Here is an 18,324-nt window from a genome sequence, read left to right on the forward strand (position 1 = left end):
GAAAATCACAGTAACTTCCCGACTCCCCTTGCGGCTCGACAGCAACCGCTTACATGCTGACGGCACGCTCCACCCCGTTCCGCACGCTTCCGCCCCTCATTCGTTTCTGCAGGGAGAGTTCCGCATGCGTCAGCCCAGCCCCGCCGCCCCGCTTTCCCCCTCCGTCGGCCGCCGTACCGTCCTCGCCGCAGGCGCGGGGGCGGTGGCCGCCCTCGGCGCCTCCGCCGCTTCCGCGCAGGCCGCGACCGGCCGCCCGGGCGCCCGCCCGGTCTCCCTGACCGTCACCGCCCGGCCCGGCGCCGAGGCCGAGCGGCTGCGGCTGGCCCAGGCCCTGCGCGGCTCGGAGTTCCAGCCGACCGGTCTGTACGTCCCGCCCGGCACCCCGCTCTCGCTCACCGTCCGGCCGCACCACGGTCTGCTGCCCACCCTGTGGATCGGCGCCTGGGACTACTACGGCGAGATCACCGAGCCGCGCGCCTACCCGCTCACCCGGGGCGCCAACACCGTGACCGACCCGCACGGCGGCCCGGTCTATCTGACGCTCACCGGGCACGGCGAGCGGGCGGACGTGCTGGTGCGCTCCGGAGCGGTCCCCATGCCCGTCTTCACCCTGGGCCGCACCACGGAGGCCGAGTACCGGCACCGGCTGGACACCCTGACCGCGTCGCCCTGGGTGGAGCTGCACGGCCCGAACACGATCATGACGCTGACCCGCGAGGGCGCACTCCTCTACCGCGACGAGGACCACGGAGCCCTGCTCCGGCTGGTCGAGACGATCATCGACTCGCACGCCCGGATCAGCGGTCTCGACGGTTCGAAGCCGGTGCACCGCCGCAAGGCGGGGCCCTACCACTTCACCGAGGTCAGCAAGGTGCCCACCGGGGTCGGCGCCTATGCGACCCACGGCTACAACGGCTTCCCGAGGGCCTATCTCGACCGCGCCACCACGGTGGAGGGGCTGCGCACCCGGGGCTGGGGGCTGTACCACGAACTCGGCCACCTGCACCAGCAGATGGCGTACAAGCCCGGCGGCCTCACCGAGGTGACGGTGAACATCTACTCGCTGGCCGCCCAGCGCACACTCGGCGAGCCGTCCAACCTGCTCACCGTCGACCCGGTGACCGGTCTCACCGCGTTCCAGACCGCCCGCGCGAAGTTCGGCACGGACGGGCTGACGTACGAGAAGTCCTTCGGCGCCTACGAGAAGCTCGTCCCGCTGCGTCAGCTGGAGCTGGCCTTCGGGGACGGCTTCTGGCCCCGGCTGCACAAGCTGGTGCGCGAGGAGAACCCGCAGTCGGACTACACGCAGGACGCCAAGCGCTACCGGGCGCTGGCCACCTACTCCAGCCGGATCGCGGGCTACGACCTGACGGACTTCTTCGTGCACACCTGGGCCTTCCCCATCGACGCCACCGGCCGGGCGGAACTCGCTGCCCTGAACCTCCCGCAGCCGCCCGTGGACCCCAGCACGCTCACCGACTGATCCCGCGGACAAGGAGTCACCATGCACCTGAGCAGAAGGACCCTTCTCGCGGCGGGCGGCGCCACCGTCTCCGTCGCCCTGGCGGCCGGCCCGGCGTGGGCGGCGCACGGGACAGCGACGGCACCCGCGGCACCGCAGGCGGAGGAGGCCTCCGACGTGGACTTCGACGGACTGCTGGACCGGGCCGAAACCCTGCTGACCGGCGGCGCGTTCGACGCCGCCGACCCCGACTTCGCGGCCGGGGTCACCGCCCTGGACTCGGCTGCGGCCGGGCTGTGGGACACCCTGGACCGCGACGCCGGACGCTCCGCGCTGTGGGCCGATCTCGCGCCCCTGACCGAACCGGGGAACTTCGGCCAGAGCTACACACGGCTGCGCACGCTCGCCACCGCGTGGGCCACCCCCGGCACCACGCTCTCGGGCAGCACGGAGGCGGCCGAGGCGCTGCTCGCCGCGCTCCGGTTCACCTACGACACCGCCTACCGTCCGGACGCCCGCGAGACCGGCAACTGGTGGTTCTGGGAGATCGGCGCGCCGCGCGCCCTGATGGACTGCTGCGTCCTGCTGCGCGAGCGGCTGCCCGCGGCCGACCTCACGGACTACCTCGCCGTCGTCGACCGCTTCTGCCCGGACGCGGACCGCCGCACCAACTCCCCCACCCTCGCCGAGACCGGCGCCAACCGCACCGACAAGGCCGTGATCGTCGCGCTGCGCGGACTGCTCGGCAGGGACGCGGCCAAGGTGGCCTCCGCCCGCGACGCGCTCTCCGACGTACGCGACGCGGGCCGCAACAGCCTTTTCCGCTATACGAGTTCGGGCGACGGGTTCTACGAGGACGGCTCGTTCGTCCAGCACGAGGTGGTCGCGTACACCGGCTCCTACGGCACGGTACTGCTCGGGGGCGCCGCCTGGCTGCTCTCGCTGCTCGCCGGCTCCCCGTGGGCGGTCACCGACCCGGAGGTCTCGGTGATGTACGAGGCCGTCGAGCGGAGCTTCGCCCCGGTGATCTTCGACGGGCTGATGATGGACACCGTGCGCGGCCGCGCCGTCTCGCGCGAGCGCGCGGGCGACCACCGGGACGGGGCGACCGCCGTCGCGGCGATCCTGCTCCTGGCGACCGGAGCCCCGGCGGACCTGGCCGGCCGCTGGCGGGCGCTCGCCAAGGGCTGGCTCACCCGCAACCGCACCACCCCCTTCGCCGCCCTGACCACGCTCCCCCAACTCGCCCTGGCCAAAGCCGCCCTGGCCGACCCGGACATCCGTCCCGAGGCCCGCACCACGGGCAGCTTCGTCTTCGCCGACATGGACCGCGTCGTGCACCGCCGCCCCGGCTGGGCCTGCGCCCTGTCACTGTCGTCGAAGCGGATCTCCGCGTACGAGGCGGGCAACGGCGAGAACCTGCACGGCTGGTACACCGGCGACGGCATGACCTATCTGTACGACGGCGACGGCCTCGGGCAGTTCAACGACGGCTTCTGGCCGACCGTCGACCCGTACCGCCTCCCGGGGACCACGGTCGACACCCGCCCGCGCGACGACCTCGGCACGGGCGCCGGCACCTCCACCTACCGGCCGTCGAACGCGGTGGCGGGCGGCGCCGCACTGGACGGCCGCCACGGCGCCGCCGCGATGGAGCTGATCGGGGCCCCCGGCAGCACCCTGCGCGCCCGGAAGGCGTGGTTCCTGCTGGACAACGCGGTCGTCGCACTCGGCTCCGGCATCACCGCGAGCGACGGGCGCACGGTCGAGACGGTGATCGAGAACCGCAATCTCGGGGCGTCCGGCCGCAACCGGCTGCTGGTCGACGGCATTCCGCAACCCCTGGAACAGGGCAGGGCGGGCTCGTTCGGCCGGGCCCGGTGGGCGCACATCGACGGCGTCGGCGGCTATGTCCTGCCGGGCGGCGGGGCCCTGCGCACCCTGCGCGAGGAACGCACCGGCACCTGGCGGGCCATCAACACCGGTGCGGACACGGGAGGCAGCGCCGACCCGGTCACCCGCCGCTATCTCACCCTCTGGGTCGACCACGGCTCCTCCCCCGCCGGCTCCTCGTATGCCTATGCGCTGCTGCCCGGCGCCTCGGCCGCCGCGACCGCCGTGTGGTCGGCCTCCCGGCCGGTGCGGATCGTCGCCAACGACGCCACCGCCCAGGCCGTGGAGGACCGCAGGACCGGTCTGACGGCGGTGCACTTCTGGGGCGCGGGCACGGCGGCCGGGATCACCGCGTCCGGACCGGCCACCGTCCTGGTGCGGCGGCGGGGTGCGCAGGTGTCCGTCGCGGTCGCCGACCCCGGCCGGACCGGGACCGACGTCACGGTCGAACTGCCCTTCCGCGTCCGGGCGGTGACCCGGGCCGACGACACCGTGACCCTCGTCCCGGGACGCAGGCCCCGGCTCACCGTGGCCGTCGGGGGCTCCCGGGGCCACACCCACCACGCCGAACTCGTCCAGTAACCACCCCACCGAACCAGGAGCAGCACCACCATGTCCGTCGCCCCGCATCTGCAGCTGCCGCCCACCGACCGGATCCTGTCGTCCCGCACCGGCTGGACCCGGGCGCACTGGGAGGCGACCGCCGACCGGATGCTGGACGCGCTGGTGCCGTACGCGACACCGGGGTTCGCCCAGTACCGGCTGCCGGGGCGCGGCAGTTGGTCCGGTGTGGTCTCCGACGGTCTGGAGGGCTTCGCCCGGTCGTTCCTGCTCGCCGCCTGCCGGATCGCGGGCGCGGGTGGGGCGGTCGACCCCGCGCTGACCGAGCGGTACGCGGCCGGTCTCGCGGCCGGCACGGACCCGGCGAGCGGGGAGGCGTGGCCGCGCCTGACGGACTGCTCCCAGCAGATGGTGGAGGCGGCGTCCGTCGCGGTGGCGCTGCACGAGACCCGGCCGTGGATCTGGGACCGGCTGGACGCCCGGGTGCAGGAGCGGGTCGTCGACTGGTTCTCCGGGTTCGTCGGCGGCCGTACCTGGGACAACAACTGGCGGCTGTTCCAGGTGGTGTCCGAACAGTTCCTGGCCTCGGTGGGCGCCCCGTACATCCGCGCCGACATCGAGGGCGGCCTGGACAGGATCGAGGACTGGTACGTCGGTGACGGCTGGTACACCGACGGGGACGGCCGCAACTTCGACTACTACATCGGCTGGGCCATGCATCTGTACCCGCTCCTGTGGGCGCGGATCGCGGGTCCGGACGGCGACGGCGGCCGGGCGGCCGTCTACCGGCAGCGCCTGAGCCGGTTCCTGGAGGACTACCCGCACTTCTTCGGGGCCGACGGCGCCCCGGTGCACCAGGGCCGTTCGCTCGCGTACCGCTTCGCCGCCCTGGCCCCGGTGTGGATGGGCGCGCTCGCGGACTGCACTCCGCTCGCGCCCGGCCTCACCCGCCGGCTCGCCTCCGGCACCCTGCGGCACTTCGCGGAGCGCGGGGTGCCGGACGAACGGGGGCTGCTGACGCTCGGCTGGTACGACACCTTCCTGCCGTCCACCCAGCCGTACTCCGGTCCCGCCTCGCCGTACTGGGCGAGCAAGGGGTTCCTCGGGCTTCTCCTGCCCGCCGGCCATCCGGTGTGGACGGTGCGGGAACTCCCGCTGCCCGTCGAGGAGTCCGACACCTGCACGGCGCTGCCGGCGCCAGGCTGGCTGCTCCACGGTACCCGGCACGACGGGATCGTCCGGCTGGTCAACCACGGCAGCGACCACAATCCGCCCGCCCCCTCCCCTGCGGACCTCGACGCCGGGGCGGACCCGGACCTCGGCGCGGGCGAGGACGATCCGCACTACGCCAAGCTCGCGTACTCGACGGCGACGGCACCCGAGTCCGCGCCGCACGCGCTCGCCCGCACCGTCGACGGCCATCTGGCGCTGATCGCCCCCGACGGCACCCCGTCCCGCCGCCGCCGTATCCATCCGCTGCGCTGCGAGGACCGGGTTGCCGCCTCCTGGTCGGCGGCGCGGCTGCCCGGTGACGAGCGGGCCTACCGGATTGAGACAACGAGTGTGCTGCACGGTCCGTGGGAGATCCGGGTGCACCGGGTCGAGGCGCCCGAGGGCGCGGTGGTCCGGGAGGGCGGTCACGCCGTCGCGGACGCGCGGAGCCCGTTCGCCTCGTCGGGGCCGGACTGGGCGCTGGCCCGTACCGCCGAGGGGCTGACCAGTGCGGTGGTCGCCCTGTACGGCTGGGACGGCGGCGTCGAGGGGGGCGCGGTCGCCCGCGATGTCGAGTCCAACGCGTACGGGCCCCACTCGGCGGTCCCGTATCTGCGCAGCGCGCCCCGTCCGGGCGGGTCGAGCGTGCATGTCTCGCTCGTGGTGCTCTCGCGCGACCGCATCCACCCGGAGGTGCTGCGCACGGCCGTGCGGGTGCGGGTGGAGGGCGAGGCGGTGACGCTGACCTTCCTGGACGGCCGTACGGTCGAGGTCTGAGGGCGGGGGTGTGCGCTGGCGGGGTGTCAGAGTCCGAAGGCGTTGTCCTCCCGGCGGTGCAGGTGTCCGACCAGTTCCTGGGCGAGGGACTTGATCGTGTCGAGCCCGGCCCGGCCCCAGGGGCGGGGCACGGTGTCCACGGCACAGACGGCTCCCAGCGCGACCCCCGTGCGGTCGATGAGCGGCGCCCCCAGATAGGAGCGGATGCCTATGTCGTCGACGACCGGGTTCCCGGCGAACCGCGGGTAGTCGCAGACGTCCTCCAGCACCAGCGCCTTGCGCCGGACGACCACATGCGGGCAGTAGCCGTGGTCGAGGGCGACGTACCGCCCGCTGCGGCCGCTGCTCGCCGCCGTGGCCCCCAGGTCCGAGCCCTTGCGGGTCCCGGCGGGGGTGTGCAGCCCGGCGAAGAACTGCCGGTTCCCGTCGATGAAGTTGACCATCGAGAAGGGCACGTCCGTCACTTCGGCCACCCGGTCGGCGAAGGCGTCGAAGTTGTCGAACGAGGCGTCGGCCCGCTCGCCCAGACCGAGGCTGCGCAGCCGCTGGGTCCGGACGGGCGCCTCGTTGTCCACGGGGGTGAGCAGCATCCGGCCGAGTGCGTGCGGGATCACGGATGTGCTCCGTAGCTGCCGTACGTGCCGTAGCTGCCGTGGGCGGTCAGCGGGGCCGGTTCGGCGGTGGCGTTGATGAGGTGCTGGACCAGGGTGACGAGCGCGCCGGTGCCGGAGCTGGCGATCCGGGCGTCGCACAGGACGACCGGGACCTCCGGCGCCAGGTCGAGCGCGGCCCGCACCTCCTCGGGGCCGTACCGGAAGGCGCCGTCGAACTCGTTGACGGCGACGATGAATCCGATGCCGCGCCGCTCGAAGAAGTCGACGGCCGCGAAGCACTCCTCCAGTCTCCGGGTGTCCGCGATCACCACGGCCCCCAGCGCGCCCTGGGAGAGCTCGTCCCACATGAACCAGAAGCGCTCCTGGCCGGGTGTGCCGAACAGGTAGAGCACATGCTGTTCGTCCAGGGTGATGCGGCCGAAGTCCATCGCCACCGTGGTGGAGGTCTTGGACTCGATGCCTTCGAGGCTGTCGGTCGCCGCGCTGACCTGGGTCAGCAGCTCTTCCGTGCTCAGGGGCGCGATCTCGCTGACCGCGCCGACGAACGTCGTCTTGCCGACCCCGAATCCGCCCGCGACCAGCACCTTGAGCGCGACGGGGAAGCCCTCGGGGGTGGCGGGGGCCTCGGGGTGTCCGGCGGGGGCGGGGATGTGCGCGTAGCCTCCGTCCGCCGGGCCGTCCGCGTAGCCGACGTGTCCGGGGCTTCCGGTGCCCGTGTAGGGGGCGGAGCCGTCGAAGCCGTCAGAGCTGTCGTCGTAAGCCATCGAGCACTGCCTCCAGCAGGGATCGGTCGGTGGGCATGTCATGGAAAGCGGGCGGGTGCGCGGTGACGGCTCCGCAGTCGACCAGGTCCGAGAGGAGCACCTTGGTCACGACGGCGGGCAGCCGCAGATGGGCGGCGATCTCGGCCACCGAGGTGGGTCCGTCGCACAGCCCCAGCGCCACGGAGTGCTCGGGGCCCAGATGCGTCTGCGGGACCGTCCCGGTGGCCATCACGAGGGACAGCAGGTCGAGCACGGTGGTGGGACGGGTGCGGCCGTTGCTCACGGTGTAGGGGCGGATGAGGCGGCCTGCCGCATCGTCGAGCAACGGCCCGTCCTGTGTGGCCGGCATGCTCACATCCCCGCGGCGCCCGGCACCCCGGCCGCTTGTCTCACCGGCGTCATCAGATACGGCCGGACGCTCTTGACCAGCATGGTCATCTCGTAGCCCAGGACGGCGGCGTCGGCGTTGCGGCCGGCGAGCACGGCCAGACAGGTGCCCGAGCCGGCGGTGGCGACGAAGAGCAGCGTCGAGTCCAGTTCCACCACCACCTGGCGCACCTCCCCGTTGTCCCCGAACCGCGCGCCGGCACTGCGGCCCAGCGAGTACAGACCGGCGGCCAGCGCCGCCATGTGGTCGGCGCTGTCGGCGTCCATGCCATGGAGGGATTTCACCAGCCCGTCGGCGGAGAGCAGGACCGCGCTGCGCGTGTACGGCACGCGCTGGACCAGCCCGCTCAGCAGCCAGTCGAGGTCCGAGACCTGACCGGACGGCATATCGGTCGCCATGGTGCATCTACTCCTTGGTCGGATTCGCTTCGAGTGGGTCTTGTTCGCTGTGGTAGGCGCCGGCCCCGAGCAGTTCCACGGGTGCGGCCGCGCCGCGGACCGGGAGCGGCTCCAGCGGTGAGCGGCCCGTCCCCGGCGCGCCGCCCGGGTCGGTGGCGAAGCCGGAGCCGGTGTCCTGGACGGGCTCCGCCTCGGACTCGGCCCGTGCCTCGGCGAGGTCGATCCCGCGCCGGAAGGCGGCGACGAGCCCGGGGTCGTGCAGGGTGGGCTCCTCCTCCGAACGCGGTGCCGGTGCCTCCCTGAGCTGCGGGACCAGGTGCTCCTGGTTGGCACGCCTGGGGAGCTGGGGCCGGCCCATGGTGCCGCGGACCACCCCGGTCTCCGGTGCGAGCGCCGGCCGGGCGTCGTCGGCGGGCCCGCTGTCGGGGGCGGGCTCGGCCGGGGCCGGGCGGTCGAGGCGCTCGGCGCGGAGCGGGAGCGGTGGTGCCTCGCCCTGCGCCCGGTTCTGCTGCGGGGGCTGGTGCAGCCGGAGCTGCTGGCTGGGGACGTACGGCCGGCGCTCCGGCTCGGGTGCGGGCGCGGGGGCCGGCTTCCGGTGCGAGGCGGTGTCGTCCTGGGGCGGCGGGCGGTGCACGGGGCCCGGCGGGGGCGCCGGCACCTCGCCGGTGCTGCCGGAGGTGTCGTCGTCGGCTCCGAGCAGGGTCTGCGGGAGGACGAGTACGGCTTGCGTGCCTCCGTAGATGTTGCTCTGGAGCCGTACGGCGATGCCGTGCCGGCGGGCCAGCGAGGCGACCACGAACAGTCCGATCCGGCCGTCCTGGAGCAGACGGGCGACATTGACCTGGTCGGGGTCGGCGAGCAGGGCGTTCATCCGCTTCCGCTCGTCGCCCGGCATGCCGAGCCCCCGGTCCTCGACCTCGAGGGCGAGTCCGGCGGTGACGTGCTGGGCGCGCAGCAGCACCTGGGTGTGCGGGGCGGAGAACACGGTGGCGTTCTCGACCAGTTCGGCCAGCAGGTGGATGACGTCGGCCACGGCGTGCCCGCGCAGGGTGCCGTCGATCGGCGGGACGAGCTTGACCCGCGGGTACTGCTCGACCTCGGCGATCGCCGAACGCAGCACCTCGGTCATGGTGACCGGGTTGCTCCACTGGCGGCGGGAGACAGCGCCGCCGAGCACGGCGAGGTTCTCGGCGTGCCGGCGGATGCGGGTGGCCAGGTGGTCGACGTGGAAGAGGCCCTTGAGCAGGTCCGGGTCCTCGACCTCGTGCTCCAGCTCGTCGAGGAGCTGGATCTCGCGGTGCACGAGCGACTGGAGGCGGCGGGCGAGATTGACGAAGACCTCGACCTTCTGGTCCTCGCCGGTGTGCTCGTTGAGCCGGGACGCCTGGACGACGGCGGCCACGGCGGCCTCCTGCTGGCGGCCGAGCTCCTGGGCCAGCAGCTCGAAGGCGTCGCTGCCGGGGGCGACGTTCTGCGGGGGGCGGCGCGCGGGCACGGGTTCGCCGTTGCGCAGTTGCTCCACCACCCGTTGCAGGTCGGCCTGGCCCTGGGCGCTGGCGCGGCGCAGGGCCAGGCAGCGGCCGAGGACCGTGGTGGCGACCCGGTTGGCGGCCAGCGAGGCGGCGATCACCGAGGCGAGCGCGAGCGCGCCGGCGGCGCCGAGCGCGATCCACAGCTCCGTGGACGGCCTGGCGCGGCCCGCCCGTGCGGTGAAGATGACGGCCGCGGCACCGGCCAGGGCGACGGCGACGGCCGGCAGCACGGCGGTCCGCAGCAGTTGGGGGCGTATGCGCGCCTCGGGGGACGGCCGGGCAGCGCGCGGTCTGGCCGCGGCCGAGTGGGAACGGGCACCCGGTCGGCCGTGCCGCCCGCCCTCTCGTCGTTCCGGTCGCGCGTCGGGTGCGCGAAGTTGAGACATCAGCGTCCTCGGTACGTGGGGCCCCAGGAATCGGCATTCATGTGGTGGCACCTACGGTGGTCGGTCATTCTCGGGTCATCGGCCGGGCAGGCTCGGAGAATATGAGCCCACCGTTGATCACCGGGCACACACGGTAGTCGCCCGGGACGAGGGTGCGACGGGCAGTTGTAGAACTTGCCCGCCATCCGTCCCGCTCTGGTATGACCTCTCGCACGAGCGACCGAATAGTCCATCCTGTGACGGCTGTTGACGCACACACCGGGGGCGGGCCCCCTCGACCGCGGTCGAGGGGGCCCGCCCCCGGTGTGTGCGTGCGCGTTACGCCTTGCGGAGCCGCGCGACGATGCCGTCGAGGTCGTGGCGGAACACGGACTCGCGGATGATGTGTCCGCCGGGCTCCTCGTGCGCCTCGTGCGGGATGCCCGCCGCGCCGAGCAGCGACCGGAACTCGCGCTGTCCGGCGAGCACCTGGTCCTCGTTGATCCGGTCGAACCAGTTGACCGGGTCGGGGCTGGTCCCCGCGACGAGGAAGACCCGCTTGTTGCGGTAGCTCTCGATGCGCTGGACCGGGTTGTCGGCGCTGACCCTCGCCTCGTCCCACAGCGGCACGCCGTAGACCGTGCCGCCGGCCAGGTCGAGGGCCGCCGACGAGGCGTTGGCCCAGTGCCCGACCAGCCCGGCGTCCCGGCGCAGGCTGGCGGGCCCGGAGTGCGCGCTCACCGAGGCGAAGTGGCCGTAGTACTTGGCCGCGTACTTCAGCGCCCCGAAGCCGCCCATGGAGAACCCGGAGACCGCGCGGCCGTCGTACTCGGCGTACGTACGGAAGTTGGCGTCGATCCACGGGAGCAGCTGGGCGATGTGGAAGGTCTCCCAGTTGCGGGGGCCGGTGTTCGAGCTGACCGGGTTGGAGTACCAGCCCGCGTGTCCGCCGTCGGGCATCACCACGATGAGCGGCTTGCCGGCCGTCCAGGCGCGGATGCCGACCCGGTCGAAGGTGATGAAGTCCTGGTCGGTGCCGCCCCCGTGGAACAGGTAGAGGACCGGGTAGCGGCGGCCGCTCGTGTGGTAGCCGTCGGGGAGCAGGACGTTCACGCCGGGGTTCCAGCCGATCGCGTCGGTCGCGAACCGGTAGTACCACATGCGCGCGTCGCCCTCGTTGCGGTCCACGATGCGCAGTCCGAATCCGTCACCGGCGGCACTGGCCGGCGAGGCGGAGGCGAGGATGCCGCCGGCGCCGAGGGCTGCGGCGGCGGAGATCCCGCCGGCTGCCCTGATGACGTCGCGGCGGCTGGGACGGAGGTCACTCACCTGGGCTCCTCGGTGCGGTGGATGTTGACGTGGAGGGGGCTGCGGCGGGCCGTCATGCCGAGTAGCCCTTCGGCGGGATCAGCGTGGCGAGCTGGTCGAAGGAGAGCCAGTAGATCTGATTGCCGCTGAAGGAGGCGGGGTCGGCGATGAGGACGGTGCGGTCGGCGTCGTCGTAGCCGATGACGGTGAAGTAGTGGTAGATCGTCTGGTTCGACGGATAGCCGGGGGGCTGGTTGCCGGGCGGGGCGACGATGTTGGTGACCAGGGGGTAGTTGCGGTCGATGTCGAAGACCACGTCGTACCAGAGCAGGTCCCGCTGGGCCTGCGTGGGCGGGTCGTTCGGCATCTCCTTGGTCTCGTACCAGCCGCCGCCGAGGTTGGCGTTGAGCACGCCGGTGACCTGGCCGATGTGGTCGGTGCCGGCTTCGGTGGTGCCGAGCTGCCGGGCGAGATCGGCCTGGCTCGGCGGGGCGATCCGGGCGGAGAGCGCGATGCGGGTGGCGGCCGGGCCGCACCAGTAGCCGGTCTCCTGGACCTGGTAGTCGATGTCCAGCCAGTGAGCGGTCTCGGTGGACCCGCCGTCCACCTTGAGCCGGGTGCCCGGCTGGTTGTGCCCGCTGACGACGGCGGTCCCGGCGGACGAGCCGTGCGCGAGCACGGATACGGAGGTGCTGTGCGGTGCGGACGAGGCCAGGGCCGTGCCGGGGTGGAGCAGGGCTCCGACGGCGGCCGCGGCGATGGCGGTGGACACAAGTCTCCTGCGCATGAAGGCTCCTGAGGGTGGGGGTGGGCCCTGCGACGGCGTGCCTCAGCGTCGTTCCTGGCCCGGAGCCTGCGCAAGGGACGAAAGTTCAGGCTTACGCGTGGAGTTGAGGGGCCGTCACACCGACGGCGAGGGCCTGCCGTGGGCGCGCTCCTCGGCGGCCAGCAGGGCGCGCCCCTCGGCGGTCGCGACATGGAGGGAGCGTCCGGCTCTGCGCACGGTGGTGACCAGTCCCGCCGCTCTCAGCACGTTCAGATGCTGGCTGACGGCGGGGTGGGTGACGTCCAGGAGCCGGGCGGCCTCGACGGTCGAGCAGCCCGTGCGGGTCGCCCGCAGGATGCCCGCGCGGGTGTGCCCGAGCAGCGGTCCCAGCGGACCGGCGTCCTCGGCGGGGCGGGCGGGCCCGGCCCAGTCCGGGGTGTGCTGGATCGGATGGACCAGAACGGGCGGCAGATCCCCGTCGGCCAGCGTGATCGGGGTGGGCCAGCAGAAGAACGAGGGCTGCAGCACCAGGCCGCGCCCGCGCAGATGAAGGTCCTGCTCGACCGGGTAGGTCACCTCCAGCACCGGCGCCCGCCAGCGGAACTGCGGTCCGAGCCCGGTCAGCAGCCCCTCCGTGCCGCCGTCCAGGAGGCTGTGCAGCCGGACGGCGCGGTCGGCCTCGACATCGGCGTGGACGCGGCGCCAGTACGGCGCGAGCGCCTCCCGCTGGTAGGTACGCAGGGCTCCGCCCAGCTGCCGCAGGGTCTCCGCGTCACCACCGGCCAGTGACCTGACCCAGCTGGGGAGCTGGAGCGAGGAGGCGAGCTGGGTCAGCTCGGTGCGCAGCCGGGGGCGCGGGGTGCTCAGCAGGGTGTCGACCGAGGCCTGCAGGGTGGCGCGGTCGCCGCAGGTGGGGGTGAGGAAGTCCGGGGAGTAGCCGTGCGGGGGCAGCAGGGAGGAGAGCAGCCGGGGTCCGGCCGAGAGCCGTGGCCGCACCCAGCGCCGCCAGGTGCCGAACACCCTTTCGCCGTCGCGGCGTTGCAGGGTCTGCACGCTGTTGCTGATCTCCCAGAGGAAGTCCGGGCCGGGCGCCACCCGGACCCGCGCCAGGTCCTCGGACGTGAAGTGCACCCGTAACATGGCCGCTCCCTCGGGACGTGGCGGTGTCCGGCCCCCTCCCGGCAGCGTACCGTTGTTCGACCGCCGTTCGACCGCCGTCGGAGCATCCTCGGACGGCGGTCGTCGGCGTCGGCGTCGGTCAGGCCTGGGGCGCGCGGTCCCGGTCGCGGTCGGGCGCCGTGGACCTGGCTCCGCCGGGGAGCTGTACATGCACCGGGGGCCAGTTGCCCCAGCCGGGTGCCGGCTCGGCGGCGACGGCACGCCACCACGGGTCGACGGGCGGCGGGTCGGCGGGCTCGAAGGGCTGACCCGGCCGCGGGGAGGCCATCGTCACGCCGGCGAACTGGGTGGCGCGCATGGACCATTCGGCCGGTTCGGCCCACGGGTGCAGCGCGAGGTTGAACGTCCCCCAGTGGATCGGCAGCATGACGCCGGCCGCGGGGTCGTCGCCCTGGAGGTCCAGATGCGCCTGTACCCCCTCGTCGGGGCTCATGTGGATGTCGGGCCAGGCGCCGGGTTCGGGTTTGCTGTCCGTCCGGTCCTTGGGCCAGAACTGGCTGTACGCGCCGATCTGGATCATGGTGACGTCGAACGGCCCGTGCTCGGCACCGATGGTCCTGAATCCGGGGAAGTAGCCGGTGTCACCGCTGTGGTAGATCCGGTGCTCGGGACCCGCGACGGCCCAGGACGCCCAGAGGGTGTGCTGCTGGTTGCGCAGCCCCCGGCCGCAGAAGTGCCGGGCCGGGGTGGCGGTGAGGCTGATCCCTGCGACCGTCGTGGTCTCGTTCCAGTCGAGCTCGTGGATCCGCTCCGGCGGGACGCCCCAGCTCTCCAGGTGCGCGCCGACCCCGAGCGGGACCGCGAAGACCGTCTCCGTACGGGCGAGGGCGCGGATCGTGGGGAGGTCGAGGTGGTCGTAGTGGTCGTGCGAGATCACGACGACGTCGACCGGGCCGAGCACCCCGAGCGGCAGGGGTGCGGGATGCAGGCGCTTGGGGCCGGCGAACGCGAAGGGCGAACAGCGCTCGCCCCAGACGGGGTCGAACAGCACGCGCCGGCCGTCGATCTCGGCGAGCACGCTGGAATGGCCCATCCAGGTGATCCGCAGCCCGGAGGCGGGGGGCGCGGCGAGGTCCGCCAGCGTCGTCGCGTGCACGGGGATGGTGCCGACCGGCGATCTGAGGACCCGCTCCTCCTTGCGGAAGTAGACCTTCGCGAATTCGAGGGCGGACCCGGAGGGCCTGATCCGGGCCCCGACCGGGTTCTGGAAGACACCGTCGGCGAAGTTCGGGGAATTGCGGATGCGCTCCATGCGGGCGCCGCCCGGGTCGGCCCCGAAGGCCGCGGGGCGCAGCGCACGCAGCCGGGTGCGGAGCGGAAGCCTGTTGTCAGCGCCGGTCACAAGATCTCCTGAGGGAGTCGGTGTCGTCTCATTATGGACAGGGGGTACGACTGTGCGAGAGCGGTACACCCAACGGGATGGCGTTCCGCCGGGGCCGCCTCAGCCACGTTCCTGCCCGTACACGTGCTCGACGTGGAGACGCAGGACGACGCGCCGGTCCCTGACCATGGCCGCGCGGTAGTCGTCCCAGTCGGGGTGCTCGCCCTTCACGTCACGGTAGAGGCCGATCAGCTCGGCCACGGTGTCGTCCCCGGGGTCGGCGGCCGGGGGGCTCAGCTCGGCGGTGCCGTCCGCGACGGTCCAGGCCCAGCGGTCCTGGCTGGTGACGTGGTAGCTCGCCCTGGGGTCCCGCCGGAGGTTCCGCGTCTTCGCACGGCCCTCGGTGATGGAGACCCGGACGATGTGCTCGTCGGGGTAGTAGAAGTGGTTGACATTGGACAGCTGGGGCCTGCCGTCCTGCTTGAGCGTGACCAGTACGCCGCCGTCGTTCTCGGAGAACAGTCCGAGCAGCGCTTCCTGGCGTGCGTCGAACCCCTTTGTGGCATCGAATCCCGTCATGCCGAATCCAACGCCCGAGCGGTGCGCAGGATTCCGCCTCGGGTCTGCGGGCCGCCCCGCCGGGCGCCGGATCCGGCCATCCCGGCGCCCCGCCCGCACCGGCCGCCATGATCACGGCCGGTAACCGGCGGGCTCCGGATTGACAGCGGCTCCCCCGCTTCCCGATACTGACCGACGGTTCAGTAATCGAGCCCGGTCGCCGGTCGGCGCCGGGCGGTGACCGAGGAGTGCCCCCGGATGACGACGCAGCCCGTGTCCCCGCCCGCCCCGCTGATCTCCCTGACCTGGACTGATCACGCCACCGGGCACCAGGGGCACCTCGTCGTCGACCGGCTGGTGCGCGGGGTGTCCAGCGGCGGGCTGCGGATGCGGCGGGGCTGCACCCTGGACGAGGTGGCCGGGCTGGCCCGGGGAATGACGATGAAGGAGGCGCTCCACTTCGACGCGGACCGGGCCGGGGCCCGCTACATACCGCTCGGCGGCGCCAAGGGCGGCATCGACTGCGACCCCCGCGACCCGGCGGCCTACGGCGTCCTGGTGCGCTATCTGCGCGCCATGCGCCCGTACATCGAGAGCATCTGGACGACCGGCGAGGACCTGGGCCTGACCCAGGACCTGGTCGACCGCGCCGCAGCGGAGGCGGGTCTCGTCTCCACGGTCCAGGCGGTGTACCCGCTGCTGGACGACGAGCCGGTCGCCCGGCAGCGGCTGGCCGACGCCTTCGCCGTCGAGGTGGACGGCATCGGGCTGGACGAGCTGGTCGGCGGCTGCGGGGTCGCCGAGTCGGCGCTCGCGGCGCTGGAACGGGCCGGGGTTCCCCGCGAGGGCGCCCGGGTCGCCGTGCAGGGCCTGGGCACGATGGGCGGGGCGACCGCCCGCTTCCTCTCCCGCGCCGGGCTCCGGGTGGTCGCGGTCGCCGACATCAAGGGCACGATCGTGAACCCGGCCGGGCTGGACGTCGAGGCGCTGCTCGCCGCCCGGGACGCCTACGGCACGGTGGACCGGGGCGCCCTGCGCGGCGCGGACCGGGAGCTGCCGGCCGAGGCCTGGCTGGCCCAGGACGCCGAGCTGCTCGTACCGGCGGCCGTCTCCTACGCGGTGGACGCCGTGAACCAGGCAGCCGTCAAGGCCCGTTGGGTCGTCGAGGCCGCCAATATGCCGGTGCTCCCGGAGGCCGAGGCCCTGCTCGCGGAGCGCGGGATCACCGTGCTGCCCGACGTGGTCGTCAACTCCGGGACCAACGCCTGGTGGTGGTGGACCCTGTTCGGCGACATCGGCGCCGACGCGGACGAGGCGTTCGCCCACATCCGGCGCTCGATGCGGGACCTCGTCGGCCTGGTGCTCGACCGCGCGGCGGCGGACGGCTGCACCCCGCGCGCCGCGGCGCACGCCGTCGTCGCGGACCGGCTGCCGGTCATGGCCGAACGCTTCGGCTGGTACCGCTGACCCAGGGGCCCGGGGCCCCTCACGCACGCATCGCCCTGCTGTCCCCACGTGGGCATTGGTTAGGGTGACGGCGTGGCAAGAGTGCGGTTGGGTGTGGCGGAGCGACGCGAGGAGTTGCTGCGCGCTGCCGTCGAGCAGATCGAGGTACGGGGTGTCGCGGCGGTGCGCATCGCCGATGTGGCGTCCGTGCTCGGCGTGAGCAACGCCCTGGTGCTGTACCACTTCTCCACCAAGGAGAAGCTGGTCGCGGCCGCCTTCGCGCACGCCGCCGAGCTGGATCTCGCCCATCTGCGCAAGCTGTTGAGCCGTCGCACCACGGCGGTACGCCGGCTGCGCGCCGCCGTCCGCTGGTACGCGCCGACGGGCCAGGCCAAGGGCTGGCGGCTGTGGATCGAGGGCTGGGCGGCCTCCCTGCGGGATCCCACGCTGCGCAATGTGGCGGGCGATCTCGACCAGCAGTGGAAGGCGGAGCTGGCCGAGGTCATCGAGGAGGGCGCGGCGGCGGGCGAGTTCCACTGCGACGACCCGATGTCCGTGGCCTGGCGGCTGACCGCGCTGCTGGACGGCCTGGCGGTGCAGATGACCTCGTACGCGGGTCCGCTCTCCCGGGCCACGATGCTGGAGTGGACCGAGCAGGCGCTCGCCCGCGAACTGGGCATCGACCACGAGACCCTGACGGCCTGAGACCCGGGGCCGGCGGCCCGGAACCGCCCGGCGCGGTCCCCCTGCCCGCTCAGGTCTGCCGCAGCGGTGCGTAGGTCTCGCCCTGGAGCCCGAAGGTCCACGCGACCCCCTCCTTGGCCGTCCTGGTCCTGGGCGGCACCCGCAGCCAGTACGTGCGGTGGGTCCCGTCCGGCTCGGGTGTCGAGTTGACCACCTCGACCATGACCACGTCCTCGTCGCCGTCGAGCGCGACCCGCCAGAGGACGCCCGTCTCGTCCCGGTGGACCGGCTCGGCGCCGGACTCGGTGAGGTAGCGGTCGTAGCCGTAGAACTCCAGCATCACGCGGCGCAGCTCCGCGTTCTCCTCGGCGCGGATCCGCTCGGGGGTCAGCGCCGCCAGTTCCGCCAGGAAGGCGGGCGGCACCGGCATGCCGCGCCAGGCGTACAGGGCGAATCCGTCCGGGTAGGAAAGGGCCGGGCCGTCGCCCCGGTCCAGCCGGCCTGCCTCGTCCCGGTGCAGTTCCTCGGGGCGTTCGCTGATGACCACGGCCCGCTCGTAGGGCCACCACCAGCCGGCGTTCCTTGCGACGGCCGCCAGTCCGCCGAGCCGGTCGCCCCGGCCGTCGAACGCGGCGAGCCAGGCCGCGTCGTGCTGGCCGAGGACCGCATCGAGCAGCACCAGGCGGATGTCCGACTCGTCCTCCGGCTTCTCGGTGAGGTCGGCCACGACACCCGCCCGTATCCGGTCGGCGAGGGCCGCCGTTGTCTCCCAGAGCTGGGCGCCGGTCGCGGACCACAGCGCGGACCAGCCGGCCGGGCCCAGCTCGTCGTACATCCGGCGCCGCTCCTGGGCCCAGGGGCGGGTCCGCACCTCGTCACGCACGGAGCGGCCCGCGCCGGTCAGCTTCTCCACGGCTTCCACGGCCGCCCTGGGCGAGTCGGCCCAGACGAACTCCTCCGGCTCCGCGAGGCCCGCGCTGCGGTAGGCGAGCCGCACCCCGTCCTCGGCCGCCGCCCGGTCCGCCGCGCCGGTCGCCGCCGCCACGCCCCGCCAAGAGTCCACGTACTGCATCGGTTTCCCCGTCCCCTGTCCCTG

General features: G+C 73.4%; 16 protein-coding genes. 5 read left to right on the forward strand and 11 right to left on the reverse strand.

Annotated features, from left to right (window positions below):
• Positions 1 to 124: 124 nt before the first annotated feature.
• Genes RLT58_RS03600 through RLT58_RS03610 form a run of 3 tightly spaced genes read left to right on the forward strand, consistent with a single transcriptional unit; the run spans position 125 to position 5,905 of the window.
• A complete protein-coding gene (locus RLT58_RS03600) occupies positions 125 to 1,483 on the forward strand; it encodes a M60 family metallopeptidase (protein ID WP_311308909.1) in 1,359 nt (452 codons plus the stop codon).
• 21 nt (positions 1,484 to 1,504) lie between these two features.
• Positions 1,505 to 3,937, forward strand: a complete 2,433-nt coding sequence (locus RLT58_RS03605; RefSeq protein WP_311308910.1) for a polysaccharide lyase 8 family protein — start codon at positions 1,505 to 1,507, stop codon at positions 3,935 to 3,937.
• Between the two features lie 30 nt (positions 3,938 to 3,967).
• A complete protein-coding gene (locus RLT58_RS03610) occupies positions 3,968 to 5,905 on the forward strand; it encodes a DUF2264 domain-containing protein (protein ID WP_311308911.1) in 1,938 nt (645 codons plus the stop codon).
• A 26-nt stretch (positions 5,906 to 5,931) separates the two neighbouring features.
• On the opposite strand, the gene RLT58_RS03615 is transcribed toward RLT58_RS03610, so the two are convergent.
• The 10 genes from RLT58_RS03615 to RLT58_RS03660 form a co-directional block, all read right to left on the reverse strand.
• Entirely contained in the window at positions 5,932 to 6,495 is a 564-nt protein-coding gene (locus RLT58_RS03615; protein WP_399131816.1) for a GAF domain-containing protein, read from the reverse strand.
• 20 nt (positions 6,496 to 6,515) lie between these two features.
• Positions 6,516 to 7,283: a GTP-binding protein gene (locus RLT58_RS03620; protein WP_311308913.1), complete on the reverse strand. Its 768-nt coding sequence runs from the start codon at positions 7,281 to 7,283 to the stop codon at positions 6,516 to 6,518.
• Positions 7,261 to 7,632 (reverse strand): DUF742 domain-containing protein, encoded by a 372-nt coding sequence (locus RLT58_RS03625; RefSeq protein WP_311308914.1) that lies wholly within the window; start codon positions 7,630 to 7,632, stop codon positions 7,261 to 7,263. Before RLT58_RS03625 ends, RLT58_RS03620 begins: the two co-directional genes overlap by 23 nt.
• Before the next feature lie 2 nt (positions 7,633 to 7,634).
• Entirely contained in the window at positions 7,635 to 8,069 is a 435-nt protein-coding gene (locus tag RLT58_RS03630) for a roadblock/LC7 domain-containing protein (RefSeq protein ID WP_311308915.1), read from the reverse strand.
• Between the two features lie 7 nt (positions 8,070 to 8,076).
• Positions 8,077 to 9,987: a sensor histidine kinase gene (locus RLT58_RS03635; protein WP_311308916.1), complete on the reverse strand. Its 1,911-nt coding sequence runs from the start codon at positions 9,985 to 9,987 to the stop codon at positions 8,077 to 8,079.
• 318 nt (positions 9,988 to 10,305) lie between these two features.
• Complete coding sequence (locus RLT58_RS03640; RefSeq protein WP_311308917.1) at positions 10,306 to 11,295, reverse strand: alpha/beta hydrolase; 990 nt, start codon at positions 11,293 to 11,295, stop codon at positions 10,306 to 10,308.
• A 52-nt stretch (positions 11,296 to 11,347) separates the two neighbouring features.
• On the reverse strand, positions 11,348 to 12,061 hold the full coding sequence (locus RLT58_RS03645; protein WP_311308918.1) for a C39 family peptidase: 714 nt from the start codon (positions 12,059 to 12,061) through the stop codon (positions 11,348 to 11,350).
• A 114-nt stretch (positions 12,062 to 12,175) separates the two neighbouring features.
• Entirely contained in the window at positions 12,176 to 13,180 is a 1,005-nt protein-coding gene (locus RLT58_RS03650) for an ArsR/SmtB family transcription factor (RefSeq protein ID WP_311308919.1), read from the reverse strand.
• A 118-nt stretch (positions 13,181 to 13,298) separates the two neighbouring features.
• Positions 13,299 to 14,561: an MBL fold metallo-hydrolase gene (locus RLT58_RS03655; protein ID WP_311308920.1), complete on the reverse strand. Its 1,263-nt coding sequence runs from the start codon at positions 14,559 to 14,561 to the stop codon at positions 13,299 to 13,301.
• A gap of 99 nt (positions 14,562 to 14,660) precedes the next feature.
• Positions 14,661 to 15,119: a PPOX class F420-dependent oxidoreductase gene (locus RLT58_RS03660; protein WP_311308921.1), complete on the reverse strand. Its 459-nt coding sequence runs from the start codon at positions 15,117 to 15,119 to the stop codon at positions 14,661 to 14,663.
• A gap of 237 nt (positions 15,120 to 15,356) precedes the next feature.
• Between RLT58_RS03660 and RLT58_RS03665 the strand changes: the two genes are divergently transcribed.
• Both RLT58_RS03665 and RLT58_RS03670 read left to right on the forward strand, forming a co-directional pair.
• Entirely contained in the window at positions 15,357 to 16,565 is a 1,209-nt protein-coding gene (locus RLT58_RS03665) for a glutamate dehydrogenase (protein ID WP_311308922.1), read from the forward strand.
• A 93-nt stretch (positions 16,566 to 16,658) separates the two neighbouring features.
• Entirely contained in the window at positions 16,659 to 17,249 is a 591-nt protein-coding gene (locus tag RLT58_RS03670; RefSeq protein WP_311314405.1) for a TetR/AcrR family transcriptional regulator, read from the forward strand.
• 49 nt (positions 17,250 to 17,298) lie between these two features.
• On the opposite strand, the gene RLT58_RS03675 is transcribed toward RLT58_RS03670, so the two are convergent.
• Positions 17,299 to 18,300: a DUF6745 domain-containing protein gene (locus RLT58_RS03675; RefSeq protein WP_311308923.1), complete on the reverse strand. Its 1,002-nt coding sequence runs from the start codon at positions 18,298 to 18,300 to the stop codon at positions 17,299 to 17,301.
• Positions 18,301 to 18,324: the final 24 nt, after the last annotated feature.

This window comes from Streptomyces sp. ITFR-16 (genome assembly GCF_031844705.1).
Lineage (GTDB): Bacteria > Actinomycetota > Actinomycetes > Streptomycetales > Streptomycetaceae > Streptomyces.